Raw genomic sequence first — 16,070 nt, forward strand, 5'->3', positions numbered from 1 at the left:
ACATCGAGTGAACGCACTAGATCCGGGTGCGGGGCGCAGATGCGGGCGGCCGCGGGGCCTCAGTCGAAGCGCAGGTCGGACAGCTGCCGTTCGAGGGCGGTGACCTCGTCGTCGGGCGTCGTCCCCGACGCCGGGCGGGCCGCCATGGCGGCGGCCAGTTCGCCGCCCGCCCGTTGGATGCGGGCGGGCAGGCCCTCGGTGTAGTCGTCGCCGCCGGACCCCCAGTCCTCGGACGCCGCGTACACCGCGGTGGGGACGGCACCGGCGCGCAGGTAGGCGAAGAGCGGGCGCAGCGCGTGCTCCAGGACCAGGGAGTGGCGGGCCGTCCCTCCCGTCGCCGCGATCAGGACCGGCGTGCCGGTGAGGGCGTCGGGGTCGATGAGGTCGAAGAAGGACTTGAACAGCCCGCTGTAGGAGGCGGTGAACACGGGCGTCACGGCGATCAGGCCGTCCGCGCCCGTCACCGCGTCGATCGCGGACGCCAGCTGGGGCGGCGGGAAACCGGTCACGAGGTGGTTGGCGACGGCGACGGCCAGTTCGCGCAGCTCGATGACCTCGGTCTGTACGTCGTGGCCCGCGGCGGCCAGGCCGGCCCGGGCCGACTCGGCGAGCCGGTCGGCGAGCAGGCGGGTGGACGACGGGGTGCTCAGCCCCGCCGAGACGGCGACGAGCTTCACGCGGCGGCCACCTCCCGCGCGCTCCGCAGGGACTCGTGGGTGGGCGCGTCCGGCACGCCGGCGGGGCGGCCGGTCGCGAACTCCTTGCGCAGCACGGGTACGACCTCCTCGCCGAGGATGTCGAGCTGTTCCAGCACGGTCTTCAGCGGCAGGCCCGCGTGGTCCATCAGGAACAGCTGCCGCTGGTAGTCGCCGACGGTCTCGCGGAAGGACAGCGTCCGCTCGATGACCTGCTGCGGGGAGCCCACGGTCAGCGGGGTCTGCTCGGTGAAGTCCTCCAGGGACGGCCCGTGGCCGTAGACGGGCGCGTTGTCGAAGTACGGGCGGAACTCCCGTACGGCGTCCTGGGAGTTCTTCCGCATGAACACCTGGCCGCCGAGGCCGACGATGGCCTCCTCGGGCCGGCCGTGACCGTGGTGGGCGTACCTGCGCCGGTACAGCTGGACCATCCGTCGCGTGTGGTCGGCGGGCCAGAAGATGTTGTTGTGGAAGAAGCCGTCGCCGTAGAAGGCGGCCTGTTCGGCGATCTCGGGCGAGCGGATCGAGCCGTGCCACACGAACGGCGGTACGCCGTCCAGCGGGCGGGGCGTCGACGTGAAGCCCTGCAGGGGGGTGCGGAACGTGCCCTCCCAGTCGACGACGTCCTCCCGCCACAGCCGGCGCAGCAGCGCGTAGTTCTCCTTGGCGAGGTTGAGGCCCTGGCGGATGTCCTGACCGAACCAGGGGTAGACCGGGCCGGTGTTGCCCCGCCCCATCATCAGGTCCACCCGGCCGTCGGCCAGGTGCTGGAGCATCGCGTAGTCCTCGGCGATCTTCACCGGGTCGTTGGTGGTGATCAGTGTCGTGGCCGTGGAGAGGATCAGCCTCTCGGTGCGGGCCGCGATGTGGCCGAGCATCGTGGTCGGCGACGACGGCACGAACGGCGGGTTGTGGTGCTCACCGGTCGCGAAGACGTCCAGGCCGACCTCCTCCGCCTTGAGCGCGATGGCGACCATCGCCTTGATGCGCTCGTGCTCCGAGGGGGTACGGCCGTTGGTCGGGTCGGGGGTGACGTCCCCCACCGAGAAGATTCCGAACTGCATGGGCGCCTCTTCGTTCCGGCGAGCTGTGTGGACGCCGGAAATGTAGGCAGGGTTCGGGCGACGCGCCTGGTCCGTGCGTGCAGCGGTGCTGGTCCCTCAGTGCCCTCCTGCGGCCCGCGGGGTGAGCTGCCGCCCTTCCGTCCGCGGCTGTGCAGCGTGGGGCCACTGCACGGGCGCTGAGAGGCAACCGCCGTACCCGGTCGGCTGCCTAGCGTGGCAGTCCCCTTCTGTCTCCCCGGAGTACCCATGGCTTCCGCAACCGTCGTCGAACTGTCCCGGTGGCAGTTCGCGATCACCGCGATCTTCCATATGACCTTCCCCGCGCTCACCGTCGGCCTGTCCGTGCTCCTCGCGGTCGTGTACACGGTCCACGTGCGCACGGGCGACCCCCTTTATCTGCAGATCTTCCGGTTCTGGAAGAAGATCTTCGCCGTCGGCTTCGGCCTGGGCGTCGTCGCCGGCACGGTGATGACGTTCGAGTTCGGGCTCAACTGGGGCGTCTACGCCCACGCGGTGGGTCCGGTCATCGGGGTCACGATCGGCATGGAGGTGATCACCGCCTTCTTCCTGGAGGCGGGGTTCATCGGCCTGATGCTGTACGGCGACGGACGGATCCGCCCGCGCACCATGGCCCTGGCGAGCTGGATGGTCGCCCTCGGCACGCTGCTGTCCACCACCTGGATCCTGTCGGCCAACAGCTGGATGCAGGACCCCGTCGGCTACGAGAAGACCGACGGCCAGTTCCACGCCGGGGACTGGATCGACATCCTGCTCAATCCCGCCTTCGCCCACCGTTTCCCGCACATGCTGCTGGCCGTGCTGATCAGCGCCGCCTGGTTCGTCGGCGGCATCTCCGCCTGGTATCTGGTGAAGAACCGGGTGCACGCCCGGCCCATGGCCCGCCGCTGTCTGTCCGTCGCGCTCGGCGTGCTGGGCGTGCTGATGCCGGTCCAGCTGTACGTGGGAGACGGCACAGCGGTCTTCATGGGTCAGCACCAGTTGCCCAAGCTGGAGGCGTTCGAGGGGAACTGGAAGAGCGACAACAACGGCTACAACCTGCTCGTCGTCCCCGACACCGGCAGGGGCGAGAACCGGCTGCACGTCGAGGTCCCCTACCTCGGCTCGGCCATCGCCCAGGACCTCAGCGGCAGGACGGACACGCCCGGTCTGCTGCTGACCCCGCCCGCTGAACGCCCCAACATGTGGACCACCTTCTACGGTTTCCGCGCGATGTACTTCACCGCGCTGCTCATGTTCGGCACGGCCTTCGCGGGCGTGGTCCTGCGCGTGCGGGGCCGCCTGTTCGACTCGCGGCGCTTCCTCAAGTGGCTGGTGTGGATGACCCCGGCCGGGATCATCGCCATCACCGGCGGCTGGATCGTCGCCGAGACGGGCCGCCAGCCCTGGGTGGTGTACGGCCAACTGCGCACCGCCGACGCGGTCTCCCACCTCAGTGTCCTCGAAGTCTGCGCCAGTCTGGCCGGCTTCGTCCTGCTCTATCTCACCCTGCTGGCCGTCTGGGCCCGCTACATCGTCCGCACGGTCAAGGCCGGCCCCGAGCCCCTGCCCACGGGGCCCGCCGCGCCCGACGCATCGGAGGCCCCCGTTGCTTGAGTACGCGAGTTACGCGCTCGTCCTCTTCTCCCTCGCCATGTACGTCGTCCTCGACGGCTACGACCTCGGGGTGGGGATGCTCAGCCTGGCCGCGCGGCCGGAGCGCCGACGGGAGTACGGCGAGATCGTCGCCACCGCCTGGGACGCCAACGAGAGCTGGCTCATTCTGGCCGGGGTCGTCCTGTGGGCCGGACTGCCCGGGGTCTACGCCGTCGTCCTGCCCGCCGTCTACCTGCCGTTGACCGGCATGCTGATCGCCGTCATCCTGCGCGGCCTCGGCCTGGAGATGCACAGCGCGGCCGGCGGCTACCGGCGGGGCTGGGCGTTGCTGTTCGGCTGGGCGTCGCTCGCCGCGACCGTGTGCCAGGGGCTCGTCCTCGGGACCGTGCTCACCGGCCCGCACCAGCGCGACGGCGTCTTCCAGGGCGGGGCGTTCGACTGGCTCAGCCGCTACGGCGTGCTGTGCGCGCTGGGCCTGGTCGCCGTGTATCTGCTGGCCGGAGCCGCCTGGCTGCAGGACAAGACCGAGGGATGGCCGAGGCCGCAAGTCCGGCGCGCCGGGCGGAGGTTGCTGGTCGCCACGGGGCTGACGGCGGTCGTTCTCGGCCTCCTGCTGCCGGGCGCCGACCCGCAGCGGTTCGCTCTCGGCCAGCCCCTGCGGGCCGTACTGTTCTGGCTCGCGGTCGGCGCCGCCGCGGTGGCCTGTGCGGTCGCCTGGTACGGCTTCGGGCGGCGCCCCGACTGGCGGCCGTTCGCCGCCGTGGCCACGATGACGGTCTGCGGGCTGCTGGGCCTGGTGGCGCTCACCGCACCGGTCGTCGTACCGTCCGCGCTCACCGTGCACCAGGCCGCGAGCCCGCACTCCTCGCAGCTCTTCCTGGTCCTGGGCGTCGGGCTGTGCATGCCGTTCGTGCTGGCCTACAACCTTTACGCCTGGCGGAGTTTCCGCGGCAAGTACACCGGTCCGGTGGAGCGTCCGCTCCCGCCGCCGCCCGCCCGCACCCACCCCTTGGCGGCCCCCGCCGTGTCCGAGGGCGGCGCGCGGACGGTCGTACGACGGATCCTGCTGGTGGTGCTCGGCATTCTGGCGACCGCTCTGTCGCAGGACGTCTTCGGCGGTGTGGCGGACTGGATCGGCCCCGTCGGCGTCACCGTCCTGGGCGGTACGGCACTGGCGGCCTGGATCGCGGGGGACCGCCGGGACCGGCGCGCCGGGTACTTCGACGCGGACGCCGAGGCGGAGAGCACCTCATGACCACTTCGGACCTGCTCCTGGACGAGCTGGCCGGGGACACGGCGCCTGCCGCCCGGCTGAAGGAGTGGGCGGACGCCGGCCGGGCGCAGCTGTGCGGGGCGGGGCTGCTGCGCGGCGCGGCCCAGCTCGGGACGGTCCTGTGGGCGGGCGGGCTGTCCTGGGGCGCCGAGCGCGGCCTGTCCGCACTCCACGGCAACCCGGCGACCGCCGTGCTGCCGCCCGTGTCGCTGATCGCGGGCGGCCTCGCCCTGCGCGCCGTCCTGCTGGCCGCGGGCGACGCCGCGGCCGGGCGCGGCGCCCGTACCGTGCGGGAGGCCCTGCGCGGGAGGCTCGTCGAGACGGCGCTGCCCGCACACGGCCCGGCCCCCGCCGCGGCCGGGGACGCGGCTGTGGTCCAGGCCGTCGACGGCGAGGTGGACGAGCTGACCGACTGGCTCACCGACTACCTGCCCGCGCGGACCACGATGCTGCTCGGCAGCGGCCTCGTCCTGGCGGCGATCGCCGCCCGCAGCTGGTTCGTCGCCCTGCTCGTGCTGGCCGCCACTCCCCTGCTGCCCGCCAACCTGAAGGTCATCGGCCTCGGCACGCAGACCGTCGTGCGCGCCCAGCTGGCCGCGATCCGCGGCCACCGCGCCCGGCTGCTGGACCATCTGCGCGGCCTGCCCACCCTGGTCGGGCTCGGGGCGCACGACCGGGCGGCCGATGAGCTGGCCCGGCACGACCGGGAGGTCGCCGGGCGCACGGAGAAGGTACTGCGCATCGCCTTCCTGTCGACCGCGTGGGTCGAACTGCTCATCACCGGCACCCTCGCCGTGGTGGCGACCTACTGCGGACTGGTGCTGCTCGACTATCTGGACCTGCCCGTCGTACCGGACCGCATGAGCCTGTCCGCCGCCCTGTTCGTGCTGGTCCTGGTGCCCGCCTACTTCGCGCCGGCCCGGGAACTGGCCGCCGGGTACCACGCCCGCGCGCGGGCGGGTGCCGCGGCGGGCCTGCTGGGCCAGGTGCTGGACGCGGGGGGTGAGGTCACCGCGGTGCCACCGGCTCCGCAACGTGCCACCGCGCCGCCCGGACTGCACCTGGTGATGGGGACGGATCAGCAGCAGGCGCAGAGAACACCGGCGCTGGAGGGGATCGAGCTGCGCCTCGCGCCGGGGCGGTGCCTCGCGGTGACCGGTCCCAGCGGGGCCGGGAAGTCCACGCTGCTCGCCGTCGCGGCCGGGCTGTACACGCCGCGCGGCGCAGGCGCGTTCCATGTGCTGGACGGCCGGCCCGTCCCCGCCGACCCCAGCCGGGTCGCCTGGGTGGGCCAGCCCGCGCACCTGCTGCCGGGCACCCTGCGAGAGAACCTGCTGCTGGCGAGGCCCACCGCGAACGACGACGAGCTGCTGGACGCCATCGCCGCCCTCGGTTTCGAGGACCTCCTCGCCGCGCTGCCGCGGGGACTGGACACCCCGCTCGGTGAACGCGGCTTCGGCCTGTCCTCCGGCCAGTCCCAACGGCTCGCCCTGGTACGGGCGCTGCTGCGAGACGCGCCGCTGCTGTGCCTGGACGAACCCACCGCGCACCTGGACCCGGAGGCGGAGCGGCGCGTCCTGTCGGCGCTGCGCACGCTGGCCCGCGACCGTACGGTCCTGCTCGCCACCCACAGCCCCGCGCTGCTGACGCTCGCGGACCAGGTCGTCAGGCTGGACCACGGGGGAACCCGGTGAAGCCGGCGAACGGGACCAGCGCCTGGCGGCTGCTGCGGACGGCGGCTTCCCGCCGCGCCCTGCTGACCGGCGTGCTGTGCGCCGCCGCCGCGGAGGTCAGCGGGGCCGCGCTGCTCGGGGTGTCCGGCTGGTTCCTGACGACATGCGCTGTGGTCACCCTCCAGGCCAACTCCACGTGGTCCTGGATGTACCCCTCGGGTGCGGTCCGGTCCCTGGCCCTCGCCCGCACCGGTCTGCGCTACCTGGAACGCCTGGTCAACCACCGGACCCTGCTGGACACCCAGGTGGCCCTGCGGGCCCTGCTGGCACGCGGCGCGAGCGGCCTGACGCCCCGCCGGTTGCGCGCCGAGCGCGACGGAACGCTGCTCACCCGGCTCACGGACGATGTGGAGACCGTCGCGGGCCTGCCGGCGAACGCCCTCGCCCCGCTGACGGCCGCGCTCACGACCGCGGGCCTGGTCGAGGTCCTGCTGCTGGGGGCGATGCCGGTCCTGGGCCTGGCCGAACTGGCCGTCTGGGCGGCCGGCCTCGCCTGCGTCCGCCGCTTCCACCTCCGCGCGTGCACCCACCTCGGCGACGCCGCCGCAGCCAGGGCCGCGCTGCGTACCGTGCTGCTGGGCAGCCGGACGGCCTTCAACGAGCTGCGGTGCCTGGACGCGGTGCCGTCGGCACGGCGAACGGCCACGAGCGCCACGGCGGCGGTCGAGTCCGCCGAGTGGGCCGCGGCCCGGGCGGAGCGGCAGGGCCGCCTGGCACTGCGTCTCCTTGCCGCGCTCGGCCAGGCGGCGGTCCTGGTCATCGCCCTGCGCGCCGCCCCGGCCCAGCCGATCGCGGTGGCAGTCGGCGAGGTGCTGCTCGTAGCCGCCGGATGGGAGCTGCTGGAACGGTTCCCGCGACTGGCGCAGCACCTGACTCAGGCCAAGGACGCGGCCGGGCGGCTGGCCCCCCTCGCCACCGAGGCGCGTCCGGCGGGCCGGCAGCAGGTGACCGACGGCGTCCTGGACGTGGCCGGCCTTCCGCTCGCCGGCTCCCCCACGGCACTGACCCTGACCGCCGCGGGTCCCGCCCTCGTCCTGGTCACGGGCCCCAACGGCAGCGGGAAGTCGACCCTGCTCGGCCGGCTCGCCGGCCGCGAACCGGTGCCCGCCGGCACCGTCCTCCTCGACGGCACTCCCTTGCACGACCTGTCCGCCGAGGCCACTGCCGAGGCGCTCACCCTCGTCGAGGCCGACGACTGGCTGGCCGACGACACGGTCGCGGCCAACCTCCGCCAGGCGGCGCCGTCAGCCGGCACCGCCGCGCTGCGGGCCGCTCTGGCCGTGGTCGGCCTGTCGGCGCTTCCGCTGCGGACGCCGGTGGGGCCCGGCGGCCGTCTGCTGTCCCAAGGGCAGCGAAGGCGCCTCGCCACGGCCCGCGCCGTGCTGAGGCGTCCTCGGATCCTGCTGCTCGACGAGCCGGTGGCGGGCCTGGACCGCGCCACCGCCGAGGCGCTCCTGGCCGCGCTGCCCCGGGCGTTGCCGCGGACCGCGCTGGTGATCGCCCTCCAGGAACAGGACCTCGGCCTGCTGGAGGGCGCTGCGGACGCCGTCGTACGACTCGGACGGGCCGTTGAGGGGGCGTGCGCGTAGTCCCGTACGGGGCTGGGCCGGCGGCGCGCGCAAGGGGCCGAGGCCGTGTCCGGCCCGGCCCCTTGCTGTCGTCGCGTCAGCCGGTTCCACGGTCCGGGATCGGACGCGTCGCCGCGTCCTGGGGCGATACCCCGGCGCCGCCCGTCCCCGGTCGAAGGCGAACCGGTCGGATCCGAGGGCCGCCCCTCGCCACGGACTCCGGCGCGGACGCCGGTGGTTCCCCCGCCCAGGGCCCCTCCGTGGGCGAGCAGCCCCCGTCCAGAGCCTGGTCGTCCGCGAGTGGTCCAGCGTGTCGGACGCGTCCAGTAGCCCGGCGTCGTCCTCAATTGCCCGGGCCCCGGCTCTTCACCCGGCGTCGGTGGTCCCCCGCCGTGGGATCTCGGCGTCCTGGGCGGCACCGCGCAGCGGGTTCGGCGGGGCGTGGACGTGCAGACGTGGTCACCGGCGTGTAGCGGAGAGGGCGAGGGGCGAGCGGAATCCGTGCACCCCGGGAACACGCATGCCGCACAAGTGCTTTTTCGGACAACCCCCGGTGCACTGGTCGACAAGGCAACGGAGCAGCCGCGGCTTACGGTCGTCCACAACCGTACGAACAGTCAGATACAGGGGGCGGCGTGAGAATTCCTCTTTCCGATTCCGCGGATGCGTGCTCCATCCTCTTTCCCACGACAGTCCATGTCAGCGTGGCCGGCGAGGCGTGGGTACCGCTCCCCGCCGCACTCCGTTACGACACGGCCGACCCGTATGCCGTGCGTCTGTCCATGGGCGCCCCCGCGGCCCGTTCCGTCGACTGGGTCTTCGCCCGGTCGCTGCTCGCGGACGGACTCCACCGGCCCACGGGCATCGGAGACGTGGTGGTCATCCCGCGGCACCGCCGCCGTCCGGAATCGGTCCGCATCCTCGTCAGGACCCGCACCGGGGCGGCGCTCCTCGCGGTCCACACCCTCGTGGTCAGGGACTTCCTGCGCCGGTCCGAGGCGCTGGTGCCGCCGGGCACCGAGCACCATCACATCGATCTGGACCGCGTCATCGGCCGGCTCACGGCCGGCCACGAGTGAGACGCCGCCCCGCGCGATCCGGGTGAGGGCCTACCGGCACAGCGGGGGTCAGGCCGCGTGCAGGACGGTGTACAGGGTGTCCGTCACCTGCACCCGGGCCGCCTGGGAGGCGTGCGTGTCGCGAAGCAGGTCGAACAGCACGAATCCGTGGATCGTCCCGTGGTAGCGCATCGACACGACCGGGACCTCGGCTTCCCGCAGACGCGCCGCGTACGCCTCGCCCTCGTCGCGGAGCACGTCGGCCTCGGCGATGAGGACGAGGGCCGGCGGCAGGCCGCGCAGCCGGCGCGACGGTGCGCGCAGCGGGGAGACGGTGCCGTGCGCCCGGGTCTCCGGGTCCGGCGCGTACTGCTGCCAGTACTCGGACATGGCGGCCCGGGTCAGGAAGTACCCGTCCGCGAAGTCCCGGTAGGAAGGGGTGTCCATGGCCGCGTCGGTCACCGGGCAGACCAGCACCTGTTGGCGGAAGCTCGGCCCGCCGCGCTCCAGCGCCGCGATCGTCAGCGCGGCGGCCTGGTGAGCGCCCGCGCTGGCGCCGACGACCGCCATCCTGCTCCCGTCCAGCCGGCACTGCTCGCCGTGGCGGGCGATCCACCGGGCGACGGTGTGCGCCCGCTCGACGGCACCCGGATGCCGCGCGTCCTGCGGCACGTCGTACTCGGGGACGACCACGGCGGCGTCCGCACCCAGCACCAGGTCCCCCACCAGGTGCCGGTGCGCGTACGCGTCGGTCAGCATCCAGCCCAGCCCGTGCAGGTACAGCACCACCGGGAGGGGTTCGTCGCTGCCGGCCGGGCGGAGGATCCGCACCCGGATCCGGTTGCCGTCGCTTCCCGGCAGGGCGAGCCATTCCTCCTCGATGTCCGGCTCGTCCCGCCCGCCCCCGCTCCACAGGGCCGCCATGCGTGCCCTGGCCGCGGCCGCGTCGCCGGTCGAGGACGTGGGGCAGGCGTACGCCTCGGCGAAGGCCCGCGCCGGCCGTTCGAGGACCGGCGTCGCCCGCGAGGGCGGTACATCTTCTTCCAATGGAACTCCTGCGTGGGTGCGAAGCACGAACCGGCCGAGGAGCGGCAGCCCGCGCACGGCCGGGCGACCAGGCGCCAAGTGCCGGAAGCGGCTCGTCGGCACGCGGAACCCACCCTAGGCGTCCCCGGCGGGACACGGGCGGAGTCGCGGTACTCAGCCGTGCCGCTGAGTGCACACTTCGGCGGCCGTCCCGTCCTTCCGCTCCGCCTGCGGCGAAGGCGGTCATACGACCTGACGCCTCCTCGGTTCACCGGCGGAGACTTCACCAGGTGCGCGAGAGGCAGTGACCGTCCCCCTCCCGCGCACCCCGCATCGCTTCTGGACGGCTGGAGGGAGTTCCTCTTGAGCGCTCTACCCGCAACGGCCGTCTCCCCGGGCGCCAGGGCGTCCGGCAGCACCGTCGCGACCGTTTCACAGTGGCCGGCGCCCGTCCTGGGGCACACCCGGCAGAACGGGTCCGCGACGGGCCCGGTGTCGCTGCACCACTTCGGCTACCTGCGCCTGATCGTCTGTGAGACGGGAACGCTGTGCCTCACGCGTGGCGCGGGCTCGATCGCCCCGGACTCCGGGGACGCGATCGCCGTGATGATTCCGCGGCACGGGACCGTGCGGCTGGTCCAGGACGGCCGCGGCTCCCTCGTGGAGAGCGGACAGCTCGCGCTGATCGACCTGCGCCGGGCCTTCTCGGTCGAGCAACGGGAGCGCACCCGGTTGCTGTTCTTCCGTCTCCCGGCCCACGCCCTGCACCTCCCCGTGAGCACCCTGCGGACCGTCACCGCCCGCGCCCTCGCCCCGGCGGACGGGGTGGCCGCGCTGCTGGCGCCCCTCCTGCTGGGCCTGGAGGAGTCGGCCGCCCGTATGCCCGCCGCGGTGGGAGAGCGGCTCGGGGGCATCGTCACCGAGCTGGTGGCCGCCCTGGTCCAGGAGTGCACCGAGTCCGCCGTGGCAGGAGGCGAGTCCCCTCTGGCGGGACGCCGGCAGCTGATCGTCACGATCCGGGAGTACATCGACCGGCACCTCGAGGACCCCGAGCTGTCCACGGAGCGCATCGCCGCCGCGCATTTCATCTCGGTCCGCTATCTGCACCGCCTCTTCGAGGGCGAGGGCGTCACCGTGGGCAGGCTGATACTGCGTCGCCGGGTCGAGGAGTGCGCTCGCGAACTCGCGCGGCGCGCGCGGGTGAGCCGCTCGGTCTCCGTGGTGGCGTCCCGCTGGGGCTTCCGCAACGCCGCCCACTTCAGCCGCGCCTTGCGGGCCGTCTACGGATGTTCGCCGCAGGAGTGGCGGCGAGAGGCCGGGGTCCGGCCCGGCGCGGCTGTCTGAGGCCGCACGCGCAGGTCCCGTCGCCCTCCTTCCGGGCGACGGGACTCTCGCGCGCCGACGCTCAGCCGTCCGCGTTGCCGGGCGCCCCGGACAGCCGGGCCCGGTCGTCCCGCCAGTCGCTGGGCGCGACCCCGTACGCCGCACGGAAGCTGCGGCTGAAGTGGGTGGCGCTCGCGAACCCCCAGCGTCTGGCGACCGCGGCCACCGTGGTCCCGTTCGTGCCCGGGCGCCCCAGCTCCCGCCGCGCCTCCTCCAGCCGGCGGTGCTGGATCCATCGGCCGATCGTGGTGCCATGGCCCTCGAAGAGCTTGTGGAGGTAGCGGATCGAGATGTGCTGGGCCGCGGCGACCGTCGCGGGGGTCAGCTCCCGGTCCCACAGGCGGGCGTCGACGTGGGAACGGATCTGCCCGACGAGTTTCTGCCGGTCCTGTCCGCGGTCCCGGGGGCCGGAGCCGGCGTCCTCGACGGCCAGCAGGGTCACCAGCTCGGCCACGCTGCCGGCCAGTTGGAGTGCCGTCCGCGGCGAGTACCCGGGCACCGCGCCGGCGAGTTGCCGCAGCAGCGGAACGAGCAGCGGCGCCACAGTGCCACCGGCGAACGGGGCCCGGTGGACGAGGGCCCGCGCCTGGCCGTCGGTGAGCGCCAGGGCGCGGCGCGGTATCCACACCAGGTGCAGTTCGAAACTCTCGGACGGGTGGAGGGCGAAGGGTTCTGCCGCGTCGCGCACGAAGAGTTCCCCGCTCCGGAGGCGTTCGGCCGCCTCCCCGCGGAGCAGGGCCGCCGTGCCGGAGGTCAGCAGGCCCAGCACCAGGCGCGGTTCGGCCGGATCGCCGCCCGCCTCGCAGACGAACGGCTGTGCCGCTCCCCGGACCGTGCTCACCTGGAGGAAGCCGAGTGCGGTGCGGGTGGCGGCTGGTGTGGGCGGCGGGCTCATGGGACCCCCTGGTCGAAGCGTTCATACAGGTGCCGGGGGCGGTCCGGCGCCGGGATCGCACACGCCGCGCGGTCCCCGGTCCTCACCCTGGGGGACCGCGGTGGGAAGCAGAAGGGCGTTCGTCCGTCTTCGCGGACCGGGGCAAGGATCGTGCACGCCGAGGCATCACGGCGGTGTCACGCTGCCCGGGCGGCACGAGAAGGGAACATGCGTGGACAGCGGCCCGGGCGACACGGCACTGGTCGGGCCGCGGCACGAGCGCACGCTGCTGGAGCGATCCCTGGAGAGGGCACGGTCCGCGGCGGGCGGCTCGGCGACGGTGCTGGGCGGCGACGCCGGCATCGGGAAGACCGCGCTGCTGGACCGGACGGCCGCACGCGCCGGGCGCAGCGGCTTCACCGTTGTGCGGGCCGGGGCGGCGAGGCGGAGACCGGCATCGCCTTCGGAGCGCTGCACCAGGTACTCGGCCCCTGCCGGAGAAGACCCGCGCGCTGCCCCGGCGGCAGCGGGCCGCACTGGAGCGGGCGTCGGGGCCGCGCGAGGGGCTGGGCTCGGGCGGTTTCATGGCCGGCGCATCCGCACCGGCCCTGCCGGTGAAGGAGACGCGCCGGCGTCCCGCGCTCATCCCGATGGACGACCTGCACTGGGTGGACTCCTCCAGCACCGCCGTCCTCCTCTTCCTGCACCGGCGGATCACCGGGCTGCGGGGTACGACGGCGTACGCGGTGCCGGGCGCCGACCGGTGGGTCCTCGATGTGGCCCGGCTGCGGGTGGCCCACGGTTCCCGGCTGCGCCCCCCCTGGGGCGGCGGGCCGAGACGGAGGAGCTGCTGCACGCTGCGTTGCGCACCTTCCGCGGGCTGCGGACCGCGCCGTGGGCACGGCAGTGCCGGGCCGCACCGGGCGCTGCGGACGGCGTCGCGGAGGCCACGGCGGCCGGGGCCGACGCGCTCACCGCCCAGGAGCTGCGTATCGCCCGGCTGGTGGCCACCGGGCTGACGAACAAGGAAGTCGGCACCGCCCTGCACCTGTCCCCGCGGGTCTCGTCGAGCAACGGCCGGAGCACCTGGTGCGGCGCGGCGAACGGCAGGCCCGACTCCGCCTCGGCGCCGGTCATGCGCAGCACGCGCAGGCCCGCGCGCCGAGCCGCCGCCTCGGCCACCTTCAGCAGCGCGGCCGTGCCGGGATCGCCGCGCAGCAGGACGGACGTGCCGGTGGAGCGGATGTCCGCCAGCGCCGAGCCGATGACCGCGATGTGCGCGTCCCGTCCGGTCAGGGCGTGTCCGGCCCCGCGGTCCTCGGGCATGGTCACCGCCTTCATGTTCTCGTCTGTCCCGCCCCTCCGGCGGCCGTGGCACCGGTGCCGTTTCCCCGGGTCGGCCGCCCGGCGGACCAGACGGTGAGCTCTGCGGCGCCGCCGTGGGAGTCAGCCGCCGTCACCGGGCCGAAGGGGGCTCACCTGGGGAACCGATGCCTTGCCCGTGTCGGAGACCTCTGCGCCGCTCCAGCGGACTCTGCTCGACTCCGTCTCGCCGGGCGGGGTGACGAGCAGGGCGGCCGGCGTCACGGTGGTGACCCCGGAGACCGCGGGATTGGTGAAGGACAGCGCCGACCAGGCGCTCGCTCCGGGGGCGAGCGTCACGACATGCGCGTCCTTCCCGCCGGTCCGCTCGGGGTCCGGGGTGACGGCCTGGCCGGCGTCGTCGACGAAGGCGAGCCCTGGGAAGCCGTACACCGTGCAGGTGCGGTGGGAGCCGTTCGTCAGGACGACGGCGAAGTTCTCCTGTCCGGCTCCGGGGTGGTTCGGTCCGACGGACGCCCGCAACTCGGTGCTGCGGCACCGGGGTCCTGCCGGAGCCGGGGCAGCGGATGACTCTGCGGCCGTGCCGCCGGTGGACGGGGTGGGCGTCGATCCGCTCGGGGGGTCCGCGGTCGCGCCGTTCCCGGCGCCCGGGTCTGTGGCCCCCGGCGGCTTTCCCGCGTCGTTCGTGGCGGGGCCGCCGCCCGTCGTGGCACTCCCGCAGCCGGTCAGTACGGCTGCGAGCGCGGCGCAGCAGGCGACGGCGGCCTTGGCTCCGCGATGCGTCATGTCTTTCCTTCCGTGGTCCGCCGGCCGGCGTCTACCGACGTCGCAGCAGGTACTTGTGCTGTCCGGACAGCACGAGTTCGCCGCGCTGGTTGTGGATGGTGGCCTCGGTGACGACGATCCCGTTGTCACCCTTCGGCTCCAGACCGGTGATGGTGAGCTGGGGGTACAGCGTGTCGCCGGAGTGGACCTCGCCCAGGAAGGTGCAGGAGACCTCCAGGAAGCTGACGAAGACCTCGCCGATGAAGTGCGGGAACAGGGTGGCCCCCGGCGCGGTGAAGGCGAGCACCTGAAGGCCGTGCACCACGGGCGCGGGATGTCCGCGCCTGCGCGCCCACTCGGCGTCGTAGTGCACCGGGTGGTTGTCCGCGGACACCGTCTGGAAGGCCGCGGCGTGGGCGTCCGTCAGGGTGCGGCTGGGGGCCCGGAAGACCTCACCGACGCGCAGGTCCCAGAACGTCCGGGCCGGAACGACCAGGAACGCGTCGGGGTCGAACCCGGCCACCGCGGCGCCGGCCGGTGACTCGGTGCCCTGCTCCTCCATCACTCGGCCCTCTCGATGCGGGCGGTGAGCAGGTTGGGGTCGTTGTCGGTGAAGTAGGCGCCGCTGGCGACGTAGACCGTGCTCCCCCGCACGGCGAGGGAGGTCGGGCCCTGCAGCCCGTCGGCGGCGGTCAGCACCGTCGTGTGACTGCCGTCCGGCCTGACCGAACTGACCTCGTTGTCCGCGTTGATCGCGGCCAGCAGGGTGTCCCCGGTGCCGGTGAAGGCGAAGTCGTCGATATCGGCGAGGCCGGTGGCACGCGTCTCGACGGGGCCGGCGACGCCGTGGCAGTCGATCGGTATGCGCAGCACGGTGCCCCGGTCCAGGTTGGACACCCAGGCCGCACCGCCGTGGATCTTGATGCCGTTGGCGCCGAGGAACCCGGTGGGCTCCAGCTCGGGCGCCCTCGCCCACTTCACCGGCGTGCCCCCGCCCACCGGCACGCGCCAGAGGGTGCCCAGGGCCGAGTCGGCCACGTACAGCCGGCCGCTGTGCCGGTCGAGGGCCAGGCCGTTGGGCAGGCTGTCGGCCGGGAGCGCGGCGATGCGCTGCGGGGTGCCGCCGGGACGCAGCCGCCATACGCCGGTCAGGTCGCTGGTGCCGGTGGCGTACAGGAAGTACAGGGTGCGGTCGTCGGTGCGGACGATGCCGCCGAGGAACGGCTCGGACAGGACGGGGGTGCGGGCCCCGGCCGGCGGCGCCGGCAGGGTCGCGAGAACACGCACCTCGCCGTCGGGGCTGATCCTGGCGACCTGGCGGCTGAAGGCGAAGGTCACGTCGGCGGCGCCGCCGGGCTCCAGAGTGATGTTCTCCGGCCGTTGCCCCTCGGCCATGTCCAGATGCGCCACGACACGCACGTCCGGCGACGCGGTGGTGGTCGCGGCGGCCGGGCCTCCGGCAGTCAGCGCGAGCGCCGTGGCCGCGGCCACGGCCACGGCCAGGCGGCCGGCTCCCGCCCCGGTCATGCTTCCAGGCAATGCGTTTCCCTTCCGTCCTTCTGGTTCACGTTCGGCTGGTACGTCGCGCCGGTTCCGGCGGTTTCGATCGATCCTCGCCCAGTCCGGTCACAGGAAGGGGCCCCGCGAGGGTTCAGTGCACTGGCGGTACAGGACTTGTGCACCCCGCGCCTGGG

At 73.9% G+C, this 16,070-nt stretch carries 14 protein-coding genes; 6 read left to right on the forward strand and 8 right to left on the reverse strand.

Going from position 1 to position 16,070, the window contains the following annotated elements; all coding sequences use genetic code 11:
- Positions 1-59: 59 nt before the first annotated feature.
- Positions 60-677, reverse strand: a complete 618-nt coding sequence (locus IG64_RS17940; RefSeq protein WP_037857335.1) for an FMN reductase — start codon at positions 675-677, stop codon at positions 60-62.
- Positions 674-1,759, reverse strand: a complete 1,086-nt coding sequence (locus IG64_RS17945; RefSeq protein WP_037857337.1) for an LLM class flavin-dependent oxidoreductase — start codon at positions 1,757-1,759, stop codon at positions 674-676. The genes IG64_RS17940 and IG64_RS17945 overlap by 4 nt, the downstream gene beginning before the upstream one ends.
- Before the next feature lie 246 nt (positions 1,760-2,005).
- Between IG64_RS17945 and IG64_RS17950 the strand changes: the two genes are divergently transcribed.
- The 5 genes from IG64_RS17950 (at position 2,006) to IG64_RS17970 (ending at position 9,026) form a co-directional block, all read left to right on the forward strand.
- Positions 2,006-3,373: a cytochrome ubiquinol oxidase subunit I gene (locus tag IG64_RS17950; RefSeq protein ID WP_037857342.1), complete on the forward strand. Its 1,368-nt coding sequence runs from the start codon at positions 2,006-2,008 to the stop codon at positions 3,371-3,373.
- A complete protein-coding gene (locus tag IG64_RS17955; RefSeq protein ID WP_037857344.1) occupies positions 3,366-4,628 on the forward strand; it encodes a cytochrome d ubiquinol oxidase subunit II in 1,263 nt (420 codons plus the stop codon). The genes IG64_RS17950 and IG64_RS17955 overlap by 8 nt, the downstream gene beginning before the upstream one ends.
- Positions 4,625-6,340, forward strand: a complete 1,716-nt coding sequence (locus tag IG64_RS17960) for an ABC transporter ATP-binding protein/permease (protein ID WP_037857345.1) — start codon at positions 4,625-4,627, stop codon at positions 6,338-6,340. Before IG64_RS17955 ends, IG64_RS17960 begins: the two co-directional genes overlap by 4 nt.
- Positions 6,337-7,968 carry an ATP-binding cassette domain-containing protein gene (locus tag IG64_RS17965; RefSeq protein WP_037857348.1) on the forward strand — a complete coding sequence of 544 codons (1,632 nt, stop codon included), beginning with the start codon at positions 6,337-6,339 and terminating at the stop codon, positions 7,966-7,968. Before IG64_RS17960 ends, IG64_RS17965 begins: the two co-directional genes overlap by 4 nt.
- Positions 7,969-8,651: 683 nt before the next feature.
- Positions 8,652-9,026 carry an SsgA family sporulation/cell division regulator gene (locus IG64_RS17970; RefSeq protein ID WP_078884068.1) on the forward strand — a complete coding sequence of 125 codons (375 nt, stop codon included), beginning with the start codon at positions 8,652-8,654 and terminating at the stop codon, positions 9,024-9,026.
- Positions 9,027-9,074: 48 nt separating this feature from the next.
- Here the strand turns inward: IG64_RS17970 and IG64_RS17975 are convergent, their stop codons facing one another.
- The gene (locus tag IG64_RS17975) at positions 9,075-10,052 is read right to left on the reverse strand and encodes an alpha/beta hydrolase (protein WP_037857352.1); all 978 of its coding nucleotides are present in this window, start codon (positions 10,050-10,052) and stop codon (positions 9,075-9,077) included.
- A gap of 342 nt (positions 10,053-10,394) precedes the next feature.
- On the opposite strand from IG64_RS17975, the gene IG64_RS41180 reads away from it, so the two are divergent.
- Entirely contained in the window at positions 10,395-11,375 is a 981-nt protein-coding gene (locus IG64_RS41180; RefSeq protein WP_158771586.1) for a helix-turn-helix domain-containing protein, read from the forward strand.
- Positions 11,376-11,436: 61 nt separating this feature from the next.
- Here IG64_RS41180 and IG64_RS17985 read toward each other — a convergent pair whose 3' ends face one another.
- The 5 genes from IG64_RS17985 to IG64_RS18005 all read right to left on the reverse strand — a co-directional run bounded on the left by IG64_RS17985 (position 11,437) and on the right by IG64_RS18005 (position 15,903).
- Positions 11,437-12,309 carry a helix-turn-helix domain-containing protein gene (locus IG64_RS17985; RefSeq protein WP_051813023.1) on the reverse strand — a complete coding sequence of 291 codons (873 nt, stop codon included), beginning with the start codon at positions 12,307-12,309 and terminating at the stop codon, positions 11,437-11,439.
- Positions 12,310-13,002: 693 nt separating this feature from the next.
- Complete coding sequence (locus IG64_RS41185) at positions 13,003-13,620, reverse strand: hypothetical protein (RefSeq protein WP_158771588.1); 618 nt, start codon at positions 13,618-13,620, stop codon at positions 13,003-13,005.
- Between the two features lie 114 nt (positions 13,621-13,734).
- Positions 13,735-14,397, reverse strand: coding sequence for a DUF4232 domain-containing protein (locus IG64_RS17995; RefSeq protein WP_037857357.1), 663 nt, complete (start codon positions 14,395-14,397; stop codon positions 13,735-13,737).
- A gap of 31 nt (positions 14,398-14,428) precedes the next feature.
- Positions 14,429-14,938: a MaoC family dehydratase gene (locus IG64_RS18000; RefSeq protein WP_037857359.1), complete on the reverse strand. Its 510-nt coding sequence runs from the start codon at positions 14,936-14,938 to the stop codon at positions 14,429-14,431.
- Entirely contained in the window at positions 14,938-15,903 is a 966-nt protein-coding gene (locus IG64_RS18005) for a hypothetical protein (protein WP_037857361.1), read from the reverse strand. Before IG64_RS18005 ends, IG64_RS18000 begins: the two co-directional genes overlap by 1 nt.
- Positions 15,904-16,070: the final 167 nt, after the last annotated feature.

Origin of the sequence: Streptomyces sp. NRRL S-340 (assembly GCF_000720185.1) — a bacterium.
Lineage (GTDB): Bacteria > Actinomycetota > Actinomycetes > Streptomycetales > Streptomycetaceae > Streptomyces.

What these genes read in the sequence shown, in the direction of transcription:
- IG64_RS18005 (WP_037857361.1), bottom strand. Translation starts at nt 15,903, where the DNA reads ATGACCGGGGCGGGAGCCGGCCGCCTGGCCGTGGCCGTGGCCGCGGCC.
- IG64_RS17945 (WP_037857337.1), bottom strand. Translation starts at nt 1,759, where the DNA reads ATGCAGTTCGGAATCTTCTCGGTGGGGGACGTCACCCCCGACCCGACC.
- IG64_RS17960 (WP_037857345.1), top strand. Translation starts at nt 4,625, where the DNA reads ATGACCACTTCGGACCTGCTCCTGGACGAGCTGGCCGGGGACACGGCG.
- IG64_RS18000 (WP_037857359.1), bottom strand. Translation starts at nt 14,938, where the DNA reads ATGGAGGAGCAGGGCACCGAGTCACCGGCCGGCGCCGCGGTGGCCGGG.
- IG64_RS17950 (WP_037857342.1), top strand. Translation starts at nt 2,006, where the DNA reads ATGGCTTCCGCAACCGTCGTCGAACTGTCCCGGTGGCAGTTCGCGATC.
- IG64_RS17995 (WP_037857357.1), bottom strand. Translation starts at nt 14,397, where the DNA reads ATGACGCATCGCGGAGCCAAGGCCGCCGTCGCCTGCTGCGCCGCGCTC.
- IG64_RS17985 (WP_051813023.1), bottom strand. Translation starts at nt 12,309, where the DNA reads ATGAGCCCGCCGCCCACACCAGCCGCCACCCGCACCGCACTCGGCTTC.